The organism is Eubacterium ventriosum, assembly GCF_025150745.1.
Taxonomy (GTDB): Bacteria; Bacillota; Clostridia; order Lachnospirales; family Lachnospiraceae; genus Eubacterium_G; species Eubacterium_G ventriosum.
On sequence record NZ_CP102282.1, the window covers coordinates 507,501 to 528,000 of the forward strand.

19 protein-coding genes (1 of these 19 running past the window's edge) are annotated in these 20,500 nt (G+C 31.5%); 11 read left to right on the top strand and 8 right to left on the bottom strand.

Translation table 11 applies throughout. The annotated features are described in order from the left end of the window. The 8 genes from NQ558_RS02210 to dnaA form a co-directional block, all read right to left on the bottom strand. A protein-coding gene (locus tag NQ558_RS02210) for a Fe-S-containing hydro-lyase (protein ID WP_005361545.1) crosses the window boundary here: on the bottom strand, nucleotides 1-141 show its beginning. It extends 411 nt beyond the left edge of the window; 141 of the gene's 552 nt are visible here — the first part of the coding sequence; the start codon lies at nucleotides 139-141; its stop codon lies beyond the left edge, outside the window. A gap of 11 nt (nucleotides 142-152) precedes the next feature. Then, on the bottom strand, nucleotides 153-995 hold the full coding sequence (locus tag NQ558_RS02215) for a fumarate hydratase (RefSeq protein WP_005361544.1): 843 nt from the start codon (nucleotides 993-995) through the stop codon (nucleotides 153-155). A gap of 67 nt (nucleotides 996-1,062) precedes the next feature. Continuing rightward, complete coding sequence (gene gyrA / locus NQ558_RS02220) at nucleotides 1,063-3,615, bottom strand: DNA gyrase subunit A (RefSeq protein WP_040446669.1); 2,553 nt, start codon at nucleotides 3,613-3,615, stop codon at nucleotides 1,063-1,065. 13 nt (nucleotides 3,616-3,628) lie between these two features. Next, complete coding sequence (gene gyrB, locus NQ558_RS02225; RefSeq protein ID WP_005361542.1) at nucleotides 3,629-5,560, bottom strand: DNA topoisomerase (ATP-hydrolyzing) subunit B; 1,932 nt, start codon at nucleotides 5,558-5,560, stop codon at nucleotides 3,629-3,631. Between the two features lie 51 nt (nucleotides 5,561-5,611). Next, complete coding sequence (recF, locus tag NQ558_RS02230; RefSeq protein ID WP_005361541.1) at nucleotides 5,612-6,700, bottom strand: DNA replication/repair protein RecF; 1,089 nt, start codon at nucleotides 6,698-6,700, stop codon at nucleotides 5,612-5,614. Further along, nucleotides 6,700-6,903 carry an RNA-binding S4 domain-containing protein gene (locus NQ558_RS02235; protein WP_005361540.1) on the bottom strand — a complete coding sequence of 68 codons (204 nt, stop codon included), beginning with the start codon at nucleotides 6,901-6,903 and terminating at the stop codon, nucleotides 6,700-6,702. The genes recF and NQ558_RS02235 overlap by 1 nt, the downstream gene beginning before the upstream one ends. A 60-nt stretch (nucleotides 6,904-6,963) precedes the next feature. Continuing rightward, nucleotides 6,964-8,064: a DNA polymerase III subunit beta gene (gene dnaN / locus NQ558_RS02240; protein ID WP_005361539.1), complete on the bottom strand. Its 1,101-nt coding sequence runs from the start codon at nucleotides 8,062-8,064 to the stop codon at nucleotides 6,964-6,966. A 341-nt stretch (nucleotides 8,065-8,405) separates the two neighbouring features. Then, nucleotides 8,406-9,794 carry a chromosomal replication initiator protein DnaA gene (dnaA, locus tag NQ558_RS02245; RefSeq protein WP_005361538.1) on the bottom strand — a complete coding sequence of 463 codons (1,389 nt, stop codon included), beginning with the start codon at nucleotides 9,792-9,794 and terminating at the stop codon, nucleotides 8,406-8,408. 529 nt (nucleotides 9,795-10,323) lie between these two features. Between dnaA and rpmH the strand changes: the two genes are divergently transcribed. The 11 genes from rpmH to NQ558_RS02300 all read left to right on the top strand — a co-directional run bounded on the left by rpmH (nucleotide 10,324) and on the right by NQ558_RS02300 (nucleotide 20,481). After that, a complete protein-coding gene (rpmH, locus tag NQ558_RS02250) occupies nucleotides 10,324-10,458 on the top strand; it encodes a 50S ribosomal protein L34 (RefSeq protein ID WP_021953614.1) in 135 nt (44 codons plus the stop codon). A gap of 78 nt (nucleotides 10,459-10,536) precedes the next feature. After that, nucleotides 10,537-10,887 carry a ribonuclease P protein component gene (rnpA, locus tag NQ558_RS02255; RefSeq protein ID WP_005361535.1) on the top strand — a complete coding sequence of 117 codons (351 nt, stop codon included), beginning with the start codon at nucleotides 10,537-10,539 and terminating at the stop codon, nucleotides 10,885-10,887. Nucleotides 10,888-11,039: 152 nt separating this feature from the next. After that, complete coding sequence (gene yidD / locus NQ558_RS02260; RefSeq protein WP_005361534.1) at nucleotides 11,040-11,294, top strand: membrane protein insertion efficiency factor YidD; 255 nt, start codon at nucleotides 11,040-11,042, stop codon at nucleotides 11,292-11,294. Between the two features lie 10 nt (nucleotides 11,295-11,304). After that, the gene (locus NQ558_RS02265) at nucleotides 11,305-12,558 is read left to right on the top strand and encodes a YidC/Oxa1 family membrane protein insertase (protein ID WP_050750964.1); all 1,254 of its coding nucleotides are present in this window, start codon (nucleotides 11,305-11,307) and stop codon (nucleotides 12,556-12,558) included. Nucleotides 12,559-12,577: 19 nt separating this feature from the next. Continuing rightward, nucleotides 12,578-13,216, top strand: a complete 639-nt coding sequence (gene jag, locus NQ558_RS02270; protein WP_005361527.1) for an RNA-binding cell elongation regulator Jag/EloR — start codon at nucleotides 12,578-12,580, stop codon at nucleotides 13,214-13,216. Nucleotides 13,217-13,408: 192 nt separating this feature from the next. Further along, nucleotides 13,409-14,788: a tRNA uridine-5-carboxymethylaminomethyl(34) synthesis GTPase MnmE gene (gene mnmE / locus NQ558_RS02275; protein ID WP_005361526.1), complete on the top strand. Its 1,380-nt coding sequence runs from the start codon at nucleotides 13,409-13,411 to the stop codon at nucleotides 14,786-14,788. 28 nt (nucleotides 14,789-14,816) lie between these two features. Beyond that, entirely contained in the window at nucleotides 14,817-16,697 is a 1,881-nt protein-coding gene (gene mnmG, locus NQ558_RS02280) for a tRNA uridine-5-carboxymethylaminomethyl(34) synthesis enzyme MnmG (RefSeq protein ID WP_005361525.1), read from the top strand. A gap of 155 nt (nucleotides 16,698-16,852) precedes the next feature. Beyond that, entirely contained in the window at nucleotides 16,853-17,569 is a 717-nt protein-coding gene (gene rsmG, locus NQ558_RS02285) for a 16S rRNA (guanine(527)-N(7))-methyltransferase RsmG (RefSeq protein ID WP_005361524.1), read from the top strand. Between the two features lie 23 nt (nucleotides 17,570-17,592). Then, the gene (locus NQ558_RS02290; protein ID WP_040446664.1) at nucleotides 17,593-17,925 is read left to right on the top strand and encodes a hypothetical protein; all 333 of its coding nucleotides are present in this window, start codon (nucleotides 17,593-17,595) and stop codon (nucleotides 17,923-17,925) included. Between the two features lie 589 nt (nucleotides 17,926-18,514). Then, a complete protein-coding gene (locus NQ558_RS02295; protein WP_005361522.1) occupies nucleotides 18,515-19,279 on the top strand; it encodes a ParA family protein in 765 nt (254 codons plus the stop codon). A gap of 266 nt (nucleotides 19,280-19,545) precedes the next feature. Further along, nucleotides 19,546-20,481 carry a ParB/RepB/Spo0J family partition protein gene (locus NQ558_RS02300; protein ID WP_005361520.1) on the top strand — a complete coding sequence of 312 codons (936 nt, stop codon included), beginning with the start codon at nucleotides 19,546-19,548 and terminating at the stop codon, nucleotides 20,479-20,481. The last annotated feature ends 19 nt before the right edge of the window (nucleotides 20,482-20,500 follow it).

The following is a 20,500-nucleotide window of genomic DNA, read 5'->3' on the forward strand; positions in this document are numbered from 1 at the left end:
ACCTTTTTCTAATGCTTCCCACATTCTTTTATGGGCTGCATCTCTTGCAGTATATATTGTACCTGTTATATATACATAATCACCGCTTTTTAATTCTTTTGCTACTTCATCTGATAATGGTGCTGTTATGTTTCTATTCATTATGGTTCTCCTTATAGTGTTCTGCTTATATGTCTGTTAACATGACAACAAATGTTTATTGCTACAGGTAAGCCTGCTATATGCGTAGGATATGTTTCTACATTAACGGATAATGCTGTCTGTGTTCCGCCTAAGCCTCCCGGTCCTATTCCTAATTTATTTATTTTAGTTAAAAGTTCTTTCTCTAATTCTTTTACATATGGAATTTCTGAATTGCTGTCTGCAGGCCTTGCCAAAGCTTTTTTTGCAAGTATTGCACATTTTTCAAATGTTCCACCTATTCCAACACCTACTACCATTGGAGGGCATGCGTTAGGACCGGCCTCTTTTACTGCTGTTAATACTGCATCTTTTACGCCTTCTATTCCATCTGCAGGTTTTAACATAAATACCTTACTCATATTTTCACTGCCAAATCCTTTTGGAGCTACTGTTATTTTTATATTTTCGCCCGGAACTATACTATAATGTATTACTGCCGGAGTATTGTCTTTTGTGTTTTCTCTTATTATAGGATCACTTACTACTGACTTTCTAAGGTAGCCGTCAACATATCCCTGACGAACACCTTCGTTTATTGCATCTTCTAAGTTTTCGCCTTCTATATGTACGTCCTGACCTATTTCAATAAAAACTACTGTCATTCCTGTGTCCTGACAAATTGGTATCATATCTTCTGCAGCTATTTTCAAATTTTCATCTAACTGCTCAAGTATCTGGCATCCTAATTTTGACTCTTCATTTTCCTTTGCTTTTTTAAATACTCTTTCCATATCCGGTGCTAGAAAATGATTTGCTTCTATGCACATTTCTTTTATGTTTTTTGTAATCTCACTTGAATCTATGTTTCTCATTTTACTTTTATCCTTCCGGCATTTTTATAAAGTAAAAGGCGACCATGTAGTCACCTTTTAGTAATTATTAATTATCTTCAGAATCTGAATCTTCTGATAGTTCTTCACTACCTTCGGCTAATGTTTCATTTTCTTCTGATAATCTTGCTGCTTCTAATGCATCTGCTTCTGTAACACTTTCCTTAACTTTTGTTATACTTGCAACAACAATATCATCCTTGTCACCTGTATTCATTAATTTAACACCAAGTGTTACTCTTCCAAGAATTGAGATGTCGTCAACGAACATTCTAATTACAATACCTTCGTTTGTAATCATCATAATTTCGTTTCCATCATTTACTGCCTTAGCTCCTACAACTTCTCCTGTCTTATCGGATATCTTATAGCATTTTACACCCTTACCGCCACGGTTCTGTAACTTAAAGTCTGTAAATGGTGTACGTTTACCCATACCATTAGCTGATACAATAAGAACACATTCGCCCTGTGATTCTAACTGCATTGAAATTACTTCATCATCCTGATTTAATTCAATACCTCTAACACCCATTGCTGAACGTCCTGTTTCACGGACATCTGTTTCACGGAACTTAATTCCCTGACCTTTCTTTGTAATAAGCATAATATTATCATTGTTATCTGAGATAGTTACATCTATTAGCTCATCGTCTTCACGTAAAGTAATAGCCTGAATACCACTCTTTCTAATATTTGTATATGCCATTATAGGTGTTTTCTTAATAGTACCTTTCTTTGTTGCCATAATAAGGTACTTGTCTTCTTCAAATTCTTTCATCTGTACCATTGCAGAAATCTTTTCGCCAGGCTGCAACTGCAATAAGTTTACAATTGCCATACCTCTTGCTGTTCTTCCTGCTTCAGGTATTTCATAACATTTCAGTTTGTAGATTCTTCCTGTATTAGTTAAGAAAAGAATATAGTCATGAGTTGAAACCATAAACATATCCTTCATAAAGTCTTTGTCTATAGTCTGCATTCCCTTTATTCCCTTACCGCCACGGTTCTGTGACTTGAAGTTGTCTACAGTCATTCTCTTTATGTAACCTAAGTTAGTCATTGCTACAACTGTATCTTCTTCAGGAATTAAATCTTCATCAGATAAATCTCCAACATTTATTCCTATCTTTGTTCTTCTCTCATCGCCAAACTTATCTCTAATAACTTCAATTTCTTCTTTTATTACTGTAAGAAGTTTGTTTTCATCTGCAAGAATAGATTTTAAGTAATCAATCTTTGCCATTAAGTCAGCGTATTCTGCTTCAAGGTCTTCTCTTGCCAAACCTGTTAACTGACGAAGTCTCATATCAACAATTGCCTGTGACTGTGCATCTGAAAGACCAAATCTTTCGATTAAGTTCTTCTTTGCGTCTGCAGTTGTTCTTGAACCTCTGATTATTTTTATTACTTCATCAATGTTATCAAGGGCAATTAATAAACCTTTAATAATGTGTGCTCTTTCTTCTGCCTTGTTTAATTCGAACTTTGTTCTTCTTGTTACAACATCCTTCTGATGTTTCAAATATTCATCTAACATCTGAAGAAGGTTTAATACTTTTGGTTCTCCGTCAACTAATGCTAACATAATTACACCAAAAGAATCCTGTAACTGTGTATGTTTATAAAGCTGATTTAAAATAACATTAGCATTGGCATCACGTCTTACTTCAATTACAACACGTGTTCCTTCCTGATCTGACTCATCTCTTAAGTCTGTTATTCCATCAACTTTCTTTTCTTTTACAAGACTTGCAATCTTTTCTACTAACTTGGCTTTGTTAACCATGTATGGAAGTTCAGTTACAATAATTCTGCTCTTTCCATTGTCCATTGTTTCAATTTCAGAAACTGCACGTGTTTTAATTTTTCCACGTCCTGTTCTGTAAGCCTGCTCAATATCTTTTCTACCTAAGATTGTAGCACCTGTAGGGAAATCAGGTCCCTTAATAATTTCCATAATTTCTTCTATGGTTGTGTCTCTGTTTTCCTCTACTTTATTGTCAATTATTTTTACAATTGCATTTATTGTTTCTGTTAAGTTATGTGGTGGTATATTTGTTGCCATACCTACGGCAATACCACTTGTTCCATTAACCAAAAGGTTAGGATATCTTGATGGAAGTACTGATGGTTCTTTTTCTGTTTCATCAAAGTTTGGTGTAAATTCAACAGTGTCCTTGTTAATATCTGCAACCATTTCCATTGATATTTTGCTAAGACGTGCTTCAGTGTAACGCATTGCGGCAGCACCATCACCATCTTCTGAACCAAAGTTACCATGGCCATCAACTAAAGGATATCTTGTATTCCATTCCTGAGCCATGTTAACCAATGCTCCGTAAATAGAACTATCACCATGTGGATGGAATTTACCCATTGTATCACCAACGATACGGGCACATTTTCTGTGTGGCTTGTCGGGTCCGTTATTAAGTTCAACCATTGAGTAAAGTACTCTACGCTGAACCGGCTTTAAACCATCTCTTACATCAGGTAATGCTCTTGATGCAATTACGCTCATGGCATAATCTATATAAGAGGTTTCCATGGTTTCTTTTAAGTCTACTTCATGAATCTTGTCAAATATCTTATCGTCCACTTATATTTTCCTCCTATATATCTAAGTTTTTAACAAATTTTGCATTTGCTTCAATAAATTCTCTTCTTGGCTCTACATCATCCCCCATAAGTATTGTAAATGTCTGATCCATTTCTGATAATTTATCTTCGTCAATTTTTACCTGTTTTAAAATTCTTGTATTAGGATCCATTGTTGTTTCCCATAACTGACTTGCATCCATTTCACCTAAACCTTTGTAACGCTGAATCTTGTTCTGATTATCACGTCCAATTTCAGTAAGTATCTGATTTAACTCATCATCACTGTATGCATAATAGTTCTTCTTATTTCTTGTTACCTGATAAAGTGGTGGCATTGCAAGGTATACATGGCCATCCTTAATTAACTCAGGCATAAATCTATAGAAGAATGTAAGCATAAGTGTATCAATATGAGCGCCGTCAACATCGGCATCAGTCATAATAATAATCTTGTTATATCTAAGTTTTGTTATGTCAAAGTCTTCCTGAATCCCTGTACCAAAAGCTGTAATCATTGTTCTGATTTCCGCATTGTCCATAATCTTATCAATACGTGCTTTTTCTACGTTAAGAATCTTACCTCTAAGTGGAAGTATTGCCTGTGTTGCTCTTGTTCTTGCCTTCTTAGCTGAACCACCGGCTGAATCACCTTCGACTATAAATATTTCACAGTTTTCAGGGTTCTTATCTGAACAGTCTGCAAGTTTTCCCGGAAGGGCTGCCACTGATAATGCAGTCTTTCTTGTTGCTTCTCTGGCTTTTCTTGCAGCATCTCTTGCTCTTTTAGCCAAAACAGCTTTTTCACAAATAATTTTTGCAATTGCCGGATTCTGTTCAAGATAATAAGTTAACTGTTCACTCATTACACCTTCAACTGCAGCTCTTGCTTCACTGTTTCCAAGTTTCTGTTTTGTCTGACCTTCAAACTGAGGATCTTCAATCTTTACACTAATGATGGCTGTAAGACCTTCTCTAAAGTCATCACCTGAAAGATTTTCTTCGTTTTCTTTTAAAATCTTGTTCTGTTTTGCATAGTTATTAAATGTTTTTGTAATTGCTCTCTTGAAACCTTCAACCTGTGTACCACCCTCAGGTGTGTTAATGTTATTTACAAAGCTTAAAGTGTTTTCTGTATATGCATCATTATGCTGCATTGCAACTTCAACATAAACATTATTAACTGTGCCTTCACAATAAATTACATCATCATATAATTCCTGTTTTCCTTTATTTAAGTAATTTACAAATTCCTTTATGCCACCTTCATAGTGGAATGTTTTCTCTATTGGCTTTTCTTCTCTAACATCTCTCAATACGATTTTAAGATTTTTTGTAAGGAAAGCTGTCTCTCTTAATCTGATTTCAAGTGTTTTATAATCATAAACTGTATCTTCAAATATAGTGTCGTCAGGTAAGAATTTTACTTCTGTTCCTGTAAAATCAGGATTACAATCACCGATAACAGTTAGCGGTTCTACAACCTTACCATACTCATACTTCTGATAGTGAACTTTTCCACCACGACAAACCTTAACTTCTAACCATTTAGATAATGCATTAACAACTGAAGCACCTACTCCGTGAAGTCCACCTGATACTTTATATCCTCCACCGCCGAATTTTCCTCCGGCATGAAGTACTGTAAATACTACTTCAACTGCAGGTTTTCCTGTCTTTGTATTAATGTCTGTAGGTATTCCTCGACCATCATCTCTTACTGTAATAGAATTATCTTCATTAATCTGAACATCAATAGTATCACAATATCCTGCCAATGCCTCGTCTACCGCATTGTCAACAATTTCATATACTAAATGATGAAGACCTCTTGATGAAGTTGAACCTATATACATACCCGGTCTTTTTCTTACAGCTTCAAGCCCTTCCAATACCTGTATCTGATCTGCTCCATATTCATTTTCAACGTTAGTATTGTTACCCATTCGTAACTCCTTTCAGTATTTGCAATAACGGATTATATTTTTTATTGCTTTTTAAACAGTTCTTTCTTCAATTTTGCCTTTTGTTACCTGGAAAACTTTATTTATACTAAATCGATTTTCAATAAATTCATCTAAACCTGTACATGTTATTACAGTTTGAATTTCATCTAAACTTTTTAGTAAGTGATTCTGTCTGTCCGAATCAAGTTCTGACAAAACATCATCTAATAATAACACTGGTGTGTCATTAATCAAAGACTTGACCAACTCTATTTCCGCCAACTTAAGCGACAGAGCAACAGTTCTTTTCTGTCCCTGACTTCCATAGGTTCTAATATTAATATCTTTGTTAAAAAATAAAATATCATCTCTATGTGGACCTGCTGACGTACTTTTCAGCTTAATGTCTTTCTTTCTGTTTTCTATAATTTTGTTATAAAGCTCATCTTCATTGCAACTCTTTTTGTAAACAACTTCTATTTCTTCGCTGTTCTCTGTAAGTTTTCTGTGAATTGGCTTTATAATCTTGTTAATATCTTTTATAAACTGTTCTCTTCTCTTAATAACCTTACTTCCATACTCTGCAAGCTGCATATCCCATACATCCAGAGTATCTTCAAGTTCCGGTTTCATATATATGTCTTTTAATAACTGATTTCTTTGTCCCAAAACCTTATTGTAGTTAATTAAATTATAAACATATATTTTATCTAGTTGACATAACTCCATATCCACAAACCTTCTTCTTTCAGCTGGTCCGTTTTTTATAATATCCAAATCCTCCGGGGAAAAAAATATTACATTAAATATTCCAAAAAGCTCACTGGCTTTCTTAATTGGTATTCCATTTATCGCTATTCCTTTTGACTTATTTTTTCTCAAATGAATGTCTATTCTATACTCTCTGCCTTTTTTGTTAATAAAAAGTTTTATGTGACCTTCATTATTTTCAAACTTTATAAGTTCTGCATCTTTGCTACTTCTATGTGATTTAGTTGTGCTGCAAAGATAAATAGCCTCTAACACATTTGTCTTTCCCTGAGCGTTTTTGCCATATAAAATATTAGTTTTATCATCTAATTCCAAACTAAGAGAATCGTAATTTCTAAAATTGCTAAGTTCTATCTTTGTTACAATCATTATTTTACAGTTACCACTGTTCCTTCAAACTCAAATGTATCTCCAGCATAAAGTTTTTTTCCACGTCTTGTGTCAACTTCTCCGTTGACTTTAACCTGACCATCCTGGATAACAAACTTAGCATCCACACCTGAGTCAACAAGACCGGCAAGTTTTAATGCCTGACCTAATTTTATAAAATCATCTTTTATAGTTATTTCCATTTTTATCCAAATTAATACAAACGAAAAATATTATTTGTACTATCTCCTCTCTAAACTATTTTACTGTACAACAGGAAGCACTACATAAATGTAACTGTTTTCATCATCTCTGATAAAACAAGGTGCCTTAGGATTAGTGAAATAAATGTTTACTTCTTCACTATCTAAAACTCTTAAAATGTCAATAAGGAATTTTGGATTAAAGCTAATCATCATGTCAGAACCTTCTCTTACAATAGGGATACTTTCATCCATTGAACCAATAAATGTATTAATTGACAATTCCATTTCTGTATCCTTAATAGTTAAGAATACAGGTTTCTTGTCTCCTTCTTTTATTAAAAGAGTTGCTCTGTCAATACAGTTAGCCATTTCTTTTTTGTTAATAGTAATCTTAGTCTTATAATCATTACTAATCATCTTATCAGTATCAAAATAATTACTGCATTCAATTAATCTTGAAACAACTTTTGTTTCATCAAATTCAAATAAGATATGGTTAGATGTGAAATAAATATTTACCTCATCATCAACACCACCATTTAAGATTTTGCTAATTTCATTTAATGACTTACCGGGAACTAAAACTTTAAAGTTACCATAGTCCTCTTTTAATTCCATGTTTCTAATGGCAATTCTAAACTTATCAAGAGCAACAACTTTAAGCCTGTTACCCATAACTTCAAACAATTCACCTGTTAAAATCTTATTCTTATCTGCATCATTAACAGTGAAAATAGTCTGTCTTATTAATTCCTTTAAAGCAAACTGTGAAAGAGTAATCTTATCTTTCTTTTCAATTTCAGGTAAATAAGAAAAATCATCTGCTGATTTTACAAGAATATTAAATTTTGAATTTTCACAGGTAATATTAGCCTTTGTTTCATCGTTAACTTCAATAACAACATCATTATCAGGAAGTTTACGAACAATTTCTGAAAAAATCTTAGCATCAATGGCAATACTACCAGCTTCAATAATTTCACCTTCAACTTTAGTTTCTATTCCCAATTCCATATCGTTAGCAGTAAATTTAATTTCTCCTTCAGTTGCATCAATAAGAATGCATTCAAGAATTGACATTGTAGTTTTTGATGATACAGCTTTCATTACAATATTAATACCTGTAATCAAATCTGATTTTTTACAAACTAGTTTCATTATAAATCTCCTTTATCGTAAAAATAACGGTACGTAAGTACGCATAAATAAATATATATATATATTAGATAATAATAATAATAAGCAACGTTAATATGTTAATAAGTAGTCGAATTCCTTGTTAATAAAGGAAGTTTGAAAAATAATAACTTGTTAATAACTTACAAATAATTAACCCAAAAATGTCAGTTACTAACTTTTGAGTTTTCAACAATTAACATCAAATTATGACAAATTGTTAACAAAAACAAAGGCTATCAACAAGTTATTAACACAAAAACTGTAAGTTATTAACTGAATTATCAACCAAATGTTAATAACTCTATTAAAAATGTTAATAACTAGTTAGGATTAATCTTCTTTTTAAGAACATCTATAAGATCTCTTGTCTTAGAGTCTGTTTCGATTTCTGATTTGATTTTGTCATAGCCATAGCTAACAGTTGCGTGATTAGTTTTCTTCAAGGCAGCACCAATAGTTTCTAATTTTTCATCTGTAAATACTCTACATAAGTACATACAAATCTGACGTGGATATGCAAACTCACGACTCTTCTTTTTTGAACATATATCAGTAGGAGATATCTGGAAATGATCTGCTACTATATTAATAATGTATTCACATGTAATGGCATTCTCCTGATTAGGTGCCACAAGCTCCTGAAGTACACCTGATGCAAAATCAACTGTAATTGGAGAGTGACTAATCTTTGAAAATGTAATAACACGTGTAAGAGAACCTTCAAGTTCCCTGACGTTAGAAACAAAGTGGTTAGCAATATACTGCAATACACCTTCATCTATGTTATAGCCTGAAGTTTCAGCCTTCTTCTTTAAGATAGCCATACGTGTTTCATAGTCAGGGTTCTGAATATCAACAGTAAGTCCCTGCTCAAAACGGCTAATAAGTCTTTCGGCAATACCTTCCATATCTTTAGGCTTCTTATCGGAAGTTAAAACAATCTGCTTATGTTTCATAAATAAATCATTGAAAATATTGAAAATTTCTTCTTGTGTTCTGTCTCTACCGGAAATAAACTGAATATCGTCTATAAGTAAAACATCAACACTTCGGTATTTCTTACGAAATTCAATAATCTCTTCCTGATTAGTTTTCTTTTTTCTAAGTAAATCAATAACTTCGTTGGTAAATGACTCACTAGTAGTATACAAAACCTTAGCTGAAGGGTTGTTTTTTAATACAAAGTTACCAATGGACTGAATAAGATGAGTCTTTCCAAGTCCAACACCACCGTAAATAAACAATGGGTTATAAACATCGCCGGGAGACTCAGCTACAGCTAAAGACGTAACCTGAGCAATATTATTGTTTGATCCTACTACAAAGGAATCAAAAGTATATTTTTTATTAAGATTTGCATCTAATATTCTATTTTCTAAAGAAATATCTTCCTGACTAACAGATGAAATCTTAGATGACTCATCTTCAATCTTAGACACTGTCTCGTTTGGAAGTATAATCTGAAGTTCAAGTTCCTGATTCAAAGTTTCTTCAATAGAAATCTTAAGTAATGCAAGATATTTTTTGTTAATATACTGAAGACCGGTCTTTCCACTTTCACCCGGGAAAACCAAAGTAATCATGTTATTCTCAAAGGATTCCACTTCTAAGGGCAAAATCCAAGTTTTGAACGAAACATCAGCAATATCATATTCCTGTTTGAAAAAATCGAGAATTTCAGGCCATTTTTCTTTTAAATCGTCTAACATAATTCCCTCCTAAATATTCTAAAAGGTATAAAAGCCCATTCAAATAATATAATACATCAAATAAGGCGGATTTTCAATATATTTAGTAATATACTTTTTAATAGGAAGAAAGACATAACATAAAAGTTTATGAATAAAAAATAAAAAAAATAAAAAATAATAAAAAAACAAAAAAATACTTGTTTACATAAAATTAAAAAATTAGGAGATTTGATTTACATAAATTCGACATTTATCAACAAAAAGTATCAAATGTTATTAACAAAAAAAAGTTAAAAAAGTTAAAAAGTGTTAAAAAAGGACATTAAAAAATAAAAGTTATTAACAAGTTATTAACATTTGGTTGATAACTTTATGTAAATCAGCAAAAATTTTATGTAAATCAAAAAAGAGGGATAAAATTATTATTTTTTCAAAAAAGTTGAAAATATATTTAAAATATGGTTTAATTAATGCTTGACTACGCATATTCTTACATTTATAATAATAACGATGTTTTACTATGAAGCAGAAAAGGAGGTGCCTTATTATGAAGATGACATTTCAGCCAAAGAAAAGACAGAGATCAAAAGTTCATGGATTTAGAAAAAGAATGAGCACTGCAGGTGGTAGAAAAGTTTTAGCTAGCAGAAGAGCAAAAGGAAGAAAGAAATTATCAGCTTAGGTCGCATTCAAATGTGACCTTTTTTCTTTTTGTAACATTCTATGAGGTAAAAGATTACTTAATAGGAGAACTGGCAAAATGGAAATTAAGAAAAATTATGATTCATTAAAGAAGAACAGTGATTTTCAAAACGTTTACGTTAAAGGAAAATCAAAAGCAAACAGATATTTAGTTATGTATGTTGCTCAAAATAATTTAAGCATTAATAGATTAGGAATTTCAGTAAGTAAAAAAGTAGGAAATAGTGTAGTGAGACATCACCTAACCCGCTTAATAAGAGAAGCCTACAGACTAAATTCAAATATGTTCAATAGTAGTTTGGACATAGTCGTAATAGCACGTAACACTGCTAAGGACAAAACTTACAAAGAAGTTGAAAGTGCATTATTGCATTTGGCAAAGCTTCATAATATTTTGGATGAAAACTAGGTGGTAGTTTTTATATCTGAAATATTTATGGGAATTAGTTATATTTACACTTATAATTATAATTATTCTCACTTATTTATTATTGTAACTAATTGGAAAGATAAGCTTTCATTGTAAAGAAGTATTTTCACTGGGAAAAGGTGGTGAATGGAATGAAGGTTTTTAATAATATTGTAAAAGGGTTTGGAAAGGCACTGAATTTTATTTTAATTGGAATGGTAAAGTTTTACAGAATCTTTCTTTCACCTTTAAAGGGACAGCCCTGTTGCAGATATATACCTACATGTTCACAATATGCGTTGGAAGCTTTACAGAAATATGGGCCCTTAAAAGGTTCTTATCTTGCAATAAGAAGAATTTTAAGGTGTAATCACTTTCACAAAGGTGGTTATGATCCCGTCCCTTAAGGAGGACTAAGTGGAAAATTTTATATTAGCAACACAGACAGGTGGAATTTTAGGACCATTTGCATGGATTTTAGGTAAAATCTTAGAATTTATTTATGATGGTTTTGCTGCACTTGGAATATACAACATTGGTTTCTGTATTATCCTTTTTACTATTGTAGTAAGAATGTTAATGCTTCCAATGACTATTAAACAGCAGAAGTTCACAAAACTTAATGCTGCAATGAACCCTGAAATTCAGGAGATTCAGAAGAAGTATAAGGACAAGAAAAATCAGCAGTCACAGTTGGCAATGCAGGAAGAAATTAAGTCTGTATATGATAAGTATGGTACATCTCCTACAGGTAGTTGTTTACAGCTTATTATTCAGATGCCTATCTTATTTGCTTTGTACAGAGTAATTATGAATGTACCTGCATATGTTAAGCCTGTTAAAGAATTATATTTAAATGTTCTTTATGGATTAGATTTAAGTCAGATGAAAGAGTTTTTCGGTTTAAACAAGCTTGCAAAGAATCTTTCAACAGCAGATTTAAACAGTTGTATTGATGCAATGTCAGGTTATACTCGTGGAAACAGCAGTATAAAATTACAGAGTGGCATTAAGTTACAGGATATTCTTAATGTATCAGATAAGGCAGTAGCATCAAAAATCGAACAGTTTAACAACTTTTTCGGATTAAACCTTAGTATGTCACCTAGCACAATGTTTAATGCAGGAATGGTAACCATAGTAGTTGCATTAATTATTCCTATTTTGGCAGGTTTATTCCAGTTATTAAGTGTTCAGTTAACAACAAAAATTAACTCAGCAGCTAGTTCAGCAAACATGGCTGACAATCCTATGGCAGGTTCAATGAAAGCAATGAACATTATGATGCCACTTATGTCAGTATATATGTGTTGGATTTTATCAGCAGGTATCGGTTTGTACTGGATGGCAGGTTCGCTGGTTATGATTTTACAGCAGATATTTATTAATCTTGTTCTTAAGAATGAAGACATAGATGAAATCATCGAAAAGAACAAAGATAAGGCTGCAGCAAAGGCAGCTAAGAGAAAAGAAAAAGAAGGTATTTATAGAGAAAAAGTTCTTGAGGCATCAAAAGTTAATGCTAAGAATATATCTTCAAACTCAGGTATGAGTGCTGCTGAAAAAGAAGAAAAAATCAGAAAAGCTAAAGAAGCAATGAGCAAGAAAGAAGGTTCACTTGCATCAAAGGTTAATATGGTTAGTGAATTTAACAAACGTAATGAAAAATAATAAAGATTGAGGCAAAATTATGGAATTCAAAGAATATAAAGGTAAAAATGTTGATGAAGCCATAACTAATGCATGTATCGACCTTGGTATTGAGGCTGCAAAATTAGAATATGAAGTAATTGAAAAAGGTTCAAATGGATTCTTAGGAATCGGTAGCAAACCTGCAATTATTAAGGCTAAGAAAAATCAGTCTGTAGAAGATATTGCAAGAGAATTTTTAAACAAAGTATTCACAGCAATGGAACTTACAGTTAAGATTGATATTAAAATTGTTGAAAATGAAAAAGAAAACATTGTCAACATTAATATTATTGGAGAAGACATGGGAATACTTATTGGAAAGAGAGGACAGACTCTTGATTCATTACAGTATCTTGTAAGTCTTGTAATCAACAAAGAATGTGAAAAGTTTAATAGAGTTAAACTTGACACAGAAAACTACAGAGAACGTAGAAAAGCTACACTTGAAAATCTTGCACGTAATATCTCTTTAAAGGTTAAGAGAATTAAAAAACCGGTAGCTCTTGAGCCAATGAATCCTTATGAAAGAAGAATTATTCATTCAGCTCTTCAGAACGATAAGTTCTGTACAACAAAGAGTGAAGGTGATGAACCATACAGACATGTTGTAGTTATGTTAAAGAAAGATGCCAGATAATTAAAGTATCTTATTAAAGACTCAGGGAAAAAATGCCCTGAGTCTTATTTTTTGGCAGGATTGTGTAAACACGTAACAATCCGTGCAAATAAGATTTTTTTCTTTATAAAAAAGATGTTGTGTGCTATACTAGTTTAGATATATTAAGGTGGATTTTTATGTTTATTTGAAGAATAAACAGATTGGAGTTATATGAAAATTACGGATACAATAGCTGCTATTTCATCAGCGGCAGGTAATTCAGGAATAGGAATAATAAGAGTAAGTGGCGATGAAGCGATAGAAGTGGTAGATAAGATTTTCAGACCAGCTAACAAAAATAAAAAATTAGCAAATGTTGAAAGTCATACTGTTCATTATGGACATATAATGGATGGTGATAAAACATTAGACCAGGTTCTTGTTATTGTAATGAAAAATCCACATTCTTATACAGGAGAAGATACAGTTGAAATTGATTGTCATGGAGGTATGCTAATACTTAAAAAAGTATTGGATTTAGTTTTGAAAAACGGTGCAAGAACTGCAGAGCCGGGAGAATTTACAAAGAGAGCTTTCTTAAATGGAAGAATAGATTTGTCTCAGGCTGAGGCGGTAATGGATTTGATTAATTCAAAGAATGATTTTGCACTTAACAGCTCAATTGAACAGCTTAAAGGTGGAGTTTCGGATGCAATCAAGGATATTAGGAAAGATATAATTTATCATATTGCATTTATTGAGTCAGCATTAGATGATCCTGAACATATAAGTTTAGACGGTTATGACGAAGAAATCACAGAAATGCTTAATGAGAATATTAATAAGATAAGCAAGCTTGTAAACTCTTTTGATAACGGTAGAATTATGAAAGAGGGCATAAAAACTGTAATTTTAGGTAAGCCAAATGCAGGAAAATCTTCACTTCTTAACTTAATGTTAGGAGAAGACAGAGCAATTGTTACGGATATTGAGGGGACAACAAGAGATACATTAGAGGAAAATATTAACTTTAATGGTTTAAGTCTTAAGATTATAGATACTGCAGGAATCAGAGATACAGAAGATTTGGTTGAGCGGATTGGTGTTAATAAGGCTAAAGAGATAGCTAAAGAAGGAGATCTTATTATATACGTTGTTGACGGTTCAAGAGAGCTTGATGATAATGATAGAGAGATAATAAAGTTAATAAATGACAAGCAGGCAATAATTCTTGTTAATAAGTCTGACATGGATACTGTTATAAATATTGATGATTTAAAGAAAGATTCTAACAGAGATGTAATTCTTTTTTCTGTAAAAAATGGAGAAGGAATGGACCAGCTTGAAGAAGAAATAAGAAATATGTTCTATTCAGGTAAGGTAACATATAACGATCAGGTTTATATAACAAACGCAAGACATAAAGAAGCGTTGGAAAATGCATTGGAAAGTTTAAAACAGGTTAAAAATTCTGTTGATGCAGGAATGCCTGAGGACTTTTATTCGATAGATTTAATGGATGCTTATACAGATTTAGGTTTAATAATTGGTGAAAGTGTTGAAGATGATCTTGTTAATGAGATTTTTTCAAAATTCTGTATGGGTAAATAATTTACTTAGTGGCTTTTAGGAGGCAGAGATGGCTAATTTAGTTGAAAATTACGATGTAGTAATAGTTGGAGCAGGACATGCAGGTTGTGAAGCAGCACTTGCTTCAGCACGTTTAGGATTAAATACAATAGTTTTTACTGTAAGTGTGGATAGCATTGCGTTAATGCCATGTAATCCTAACATTGGTGGTACATCAAAGGGACATTTAGTAAGAGAATTAGATGCTTTAGGCGGAGAAATGGGAAAAAATATTGATAAAACATTTATTCAGTCAAAAATGCTCAACAAATCTAAAGGTCCGGCAGTTCATTCTTTGCGTGCTCAGGCTGACAAGCAGGATTATACACGTGAAATGCGTAAAACATTAGAAAACACTGAAAATCTTACAATAAGACAAGCGGAAGTTGCAAAACTTTTGGTTGAAGATGGCGTTATAAAAGGTGTTGAAACTGTTTCAGGTGCAACATATTATGCAAAATCTGTTGTCCTTGCCACAGGAGTTTATCTAAAAGCTAAATGTATTTACGGAGATGTTTGCCAGTATACAGGCCCTAACGGACTTATGGCTGCTAATAATTTAACAGCATCTTTAATAGAAAACGGAATAAAGGTTAGAAGATTTAAAACAGGGACACCTGCAAGAGTAGATAAAAAATCAATTGATTTTTCTAAGATGGAAGAACAGTTTGGTGACGAAAGAGTAGTACCTTTTTCTTTTTCAACTGATCCTGAAAGTGTGCAGAAAGACCAGATTTCATGTTGGTTAACTTATACTAATGAGAAAACACATGAAATAATCAGAGAAAATATTAACAGATCACCATTATTTTCAGGAATGATTGAAGGAACAGGACCAAGATATTGTCCTTCTATTGAAGATAAGGTGGTTAAGTTTGCAGATAAGAACCGTCATCAGGTATTTATAGAGCCGGAAGGTTTGTTTACAAATGAAATGTATCTTGGTGGAATGTCATCATCATTACCTGAAGATGTTCAGTATGCAATGTATAAAACAGTTCCCGGACTTGAAAATGTAAAAATAGTACGTAATGCTTATGCAATTGAATATGATTGTATTGAATACGGACAGCTTTTGCCTAACTTGGAGTTTAAAAAGATTAAAGGATTGTTCAGTGCAGGACAGTTTAACGGAAGTTCAGGTTATGAAGAAGCTGCAGCTCAGGGAATTATTGCTGGAATAAATGCAGCAAGATATGTTCAAAATAAGGAATCAATTGTTTTAGACCGTTCACAGGCATACATTGGAGTGCTTATTGATGATCTTGTAACTAAGGAAAGTCATGAACCATATAGAATGATGACATCAAGAGCCGAATATAGATTGCTTCTCAGACAAGATAACGCTGACCTTAGACTAACAAAAATAGGTTACGAGGTAGGATTAGTGCCTCAGGAGCGCTATAATTATGTGTGCGAAAAAGAAAAAATGATTGAAAAAGAGATAGAACGTCTTGAAAATTATAAAGTTGGAGCAAATAAAGAGGTTCAATCAGTGTTAGAAAGCCTTGGAAGTACTACATTAAAGACTGCAACAACACTGGCTGAGTTGATTAGACGTCCTGAACTGGATTATGACAAGATTAAACCACTTGATAAGGAAAGACAGCCACTTAATTATGATGTTATCGAACAGGTTAACATAAATATTAAATATAGTGGTTATATTTCAAGACAGAAGAAGCAGGTTGAAAACTTTAAAAAGATAGAAAACAAAAAAATACCTGAAGGTTTTGATTATACAAAGGTAAATAGCTTAAGAAAAGAAGCTGTACAGAAGCTTGAATTTTATAGACCTATTAATATAGGTCAGGCTTCCAGAATATCAGGGGTTTCACCGGCAGATATATCAGTATTGCTTATTTATATGGAACAACATAAAAATAATTAAAACAATATGTAACAAAAAATAACATATATTAAATAATAGATAATAAATAAGTAATAGATAGTAAATAAAGATAACAATAATTTGAGTATATAATTTGAGTAAATAATTGTCATTGAATATTTACTTAAATTATGTAAACCAATAATAGGAGCTTTATGGATAAAGAAAATTTATTAGTTAAAGGATTAAGTGAATTAGGACTGACTATAACTGAAGAACAGATTGAAAAGTTTGATAAATATTATGAAATGTTAATTGAAACAAATAAAGTTATGAATTTAACATCAATAACAGAATATGATGAAGTTATTATCAAACATTTTATAGATAGTTTGTTAGTTGTTAATATCTTTGATATAAATCAGTCAAAAAAGATGATAGATGTTGGAACAGGGGCAGGTTTTCCAGGTATTCCAATAAAAATAATGTTTCCACACTTACAAATAACATTATTAGACTCATTAAATAAAAGATTAAAGTTTTTAAATAATGTTATTGATGAATTAGGGCTTGAAAGTATTGAAACTGTTCATGGAAGAGCTGAGGACATAGCAAGAAAAGAAGAATTTCGTGAACAATATGACCTGTGTGTATCAAGAGCAGTTGCAAATCTTTCAACGTTAAGTGAATATTGTATTCCTTTTATAGCAAAGAATGGAAAATTTATAAGCTATAAGTCTTCTATAAGCTCAGAAGAAATACAAAATGCTAAAAGTGCAATAAAAATACTTGGCGGAGCAGTTGTAGAAGAAAAAACAGTACATTTGCCTTGCTCAGATATGGATAGAACTTTTGTAGTAGTTAATAAAACAAATAATACGGGAAAAAAATATCCAAGAAAGGCAGGAACACCTTCTAAAGAACCATTATAAGTAGACAACAAATGGAGAAAAAAATGATTGAAAAGTATTTAATTGAAAGAAAAGATATTGTTTCAAAGCAAATAGAAAAAATAAATTTAAAAATAGAACATAATAGCAATGTTGTGGAAGAAAACACCAAAAAAATTAAAGAACTTGAATATATAGACGATGAAGCAGCCAATATTTTCTCTGTAAAAGTTAGAAAAGAAGAATTTTATAAACAAAAAGAAGCTTCTAGTCTAAAAGAACAGTCAAATTCAATAAAAGAACAAAATACATTATTGAAAGATAATGTAAAAGAACTAAAAAAAGAACTTAATAAGATAAACAAAGCTTTGGAAGAATACAAAAAGCTTAAAAAGTAATCAAAAAAGGATGTTTCACGTGAAACATCCTTTTTTGATACCTAAATATGTGAATAAGATGGATGAATAAGAGAAAAGTCTAATATTAAAAAATAAAAAAAGTATTGTTTATATACATTTATGAAAAAAGTTGAAATAATAGTTTAAACATACAATTAATCGAATTTGTTCTGATATTATGATGTTTCACGTGAAACATCATAATATATTGTAAAATTATTTGAAATATTTGCAATATATAATAAAAAATGACGAGTTTTTCTAATGTATTATAAGATAAAAGTTAATTATAAGTAATGTTTCACGTGAAACATTCAAATATGCACTGAAAATCTATTATAAATAATAATGTATACAAAGATGAAATATAATAAACTGCAAAATGTGTAAATACATACGAAAAATAAAAAGTAATGTTTCACGTGAAACATTAGACTATATCATATAGAAATCTAGCTATTATTGTGGTAAAATATAAAAACGGGGAAATTCTATTCAAAAGTGAAAGAATAAGCAAGAAAGGATTAAAGCAAACAGTACTTTCACTTTTTTGTTTGTAGTCTAATTTATTTTAGATTTGGTTTAAAAAATGGGAAAAATAATAGCAATAGCCAACCAAAAAGGTGGCGTAGGAAAAACAACAACAGCAATTAATTTATCTTCATGTTTAGCAGATGCAGGTAAAAAAGTATTATTAGTAGATATAGATCCACAGGGAAATGCAACAAGTGGTGTTGGAATTATGAAACAGACGCTTGAAAACACTGTTTATGAGCTTTTTATTGGAGAATGTACATTTTCAGAGTGTTTAACAGACAGTGCAGTTGATAATTTAAATGTAATACCATCAAATGTTAACCTTTCCGGTGCTGAGATTGACCTGATTGGCGTTGAAAATAGAGAATATATTTTGAAAAATATATTAGATACAATTAAAGATTTATATGAATACATTATTATAGACTGTCCACCATCACTAAATGTGTTAACAGTTAATGCCATGGTAGCTGCAGATTCCGTAATTGTACCAATTCAGTGTGAATATTATGCATTGGAAGGATTATCACAGTTAATTCATACAATTAACTTAATTCAGGATAGATTAAATAAAAATCTTGAAATAGATGGTATTGTATTCACAATGTATGATTCAAGAACAAACTTATCAACAGAAGTTGTTGAAAATGTTAAAGAAAATATCCATTTACATATTTATAAGACATTAATTCCAAGAAATGTTAGATTAGCAGAGGCACCAAGCTATGGAATACCAATTCATATGTATGATGGAAAGTCAGCAGGTGCAATTGCATACAAAAATTTGGCACAGGAAGTAATTGAAAAAAATAATTAAGATAAAAAAATACAAGTAAAAGTATTAAAATATAAAAGTACAAAAATATCTTTATTAACAAAAATACTGAAAATAATGTTAATAAACAACAATTTTTTAAAAATTTACAGTTATTTATGCTAATAAAAGTAAAATTTAAAAAAATTAATGCAAAAAAACAAATATATAACAAAAAAGTACACAGATTAGTTTACATAATATTACTTATGTAAACTAATCTAAGAAATAAGATAGTAATATATAATTGTAAAAAGATTGGAGGCAGTATGGCAGCTAAGAAAAAAGTGCTTGGCAGAGGATTAGATTTACTTATTCCGGAAGGAAATAATACAAAACAGAGTAAAACTGAAAAAGAAAGCAAGCCTATAATTAAAGAAGTTGTAAAAGAGGTAGTTAAGGAAGTAAAGGTTCCGGCAGAAACTTTTCTTAAATTATCAGACATAGAACCTAATAGAGAACAGCCAAGAAAGAATTTTGACAAGGAAGCATTGGAAGAATTGGCTGATTCAATTAAGCAGTATGGTTTAATTCAACCTATTGTTGTACAAAAAAAGGATGATTATTATGAAATAATTGCAGGTGAACGCAGATGGCGTGCAGCAAAAATAGCAAAATTAAAGGAAGTTCCTGTAATTATAAAGGAATATTCTCCACAGGAAGTCATGGAAATAGCTTTAATTGAAAATATTCAGAGACGTGACCTTAATCCGATAGAAGAAGCATTGGCTTACAAGAGTCTTATTGATGAATATAATTTGAAGCAGGAAGAAGTGGCTGACAGAGTTTCTAAGTCAAGAACAGCGGTTACAAACTCTATGAGACTATTAAAACTAGCTGAACAGGTTCAGACTATGCTTATAAACGAAGAACTGTCAATGGGACATGCCAGAGCTTTGCTTTCAATTGAAAAAGAAGAAGTTCAGGTTGAGACAGCAAAGGCAATAGTGGAAAGAAAGTTAAGCGTAAGAGAAACAGAAAAATTAGTGAAAGCTATTTTGAATCCAAAACAGGCAAAACTTCCAATTCCATCAACAAATGATGTTGTTTATGAAAAATTATCAGATAAATTAAAGGAAATTATGGGAACAAAGGTTAACATAAATCATAAAAAAGGCGGAAAAGGTAAAATTGAGATAGAATATTACTCTCAGGATGAGCTTGAACGACTTTTGGAATTATTTGATAGTATACAAAATCAATAATTTAATGTAAATTATTATT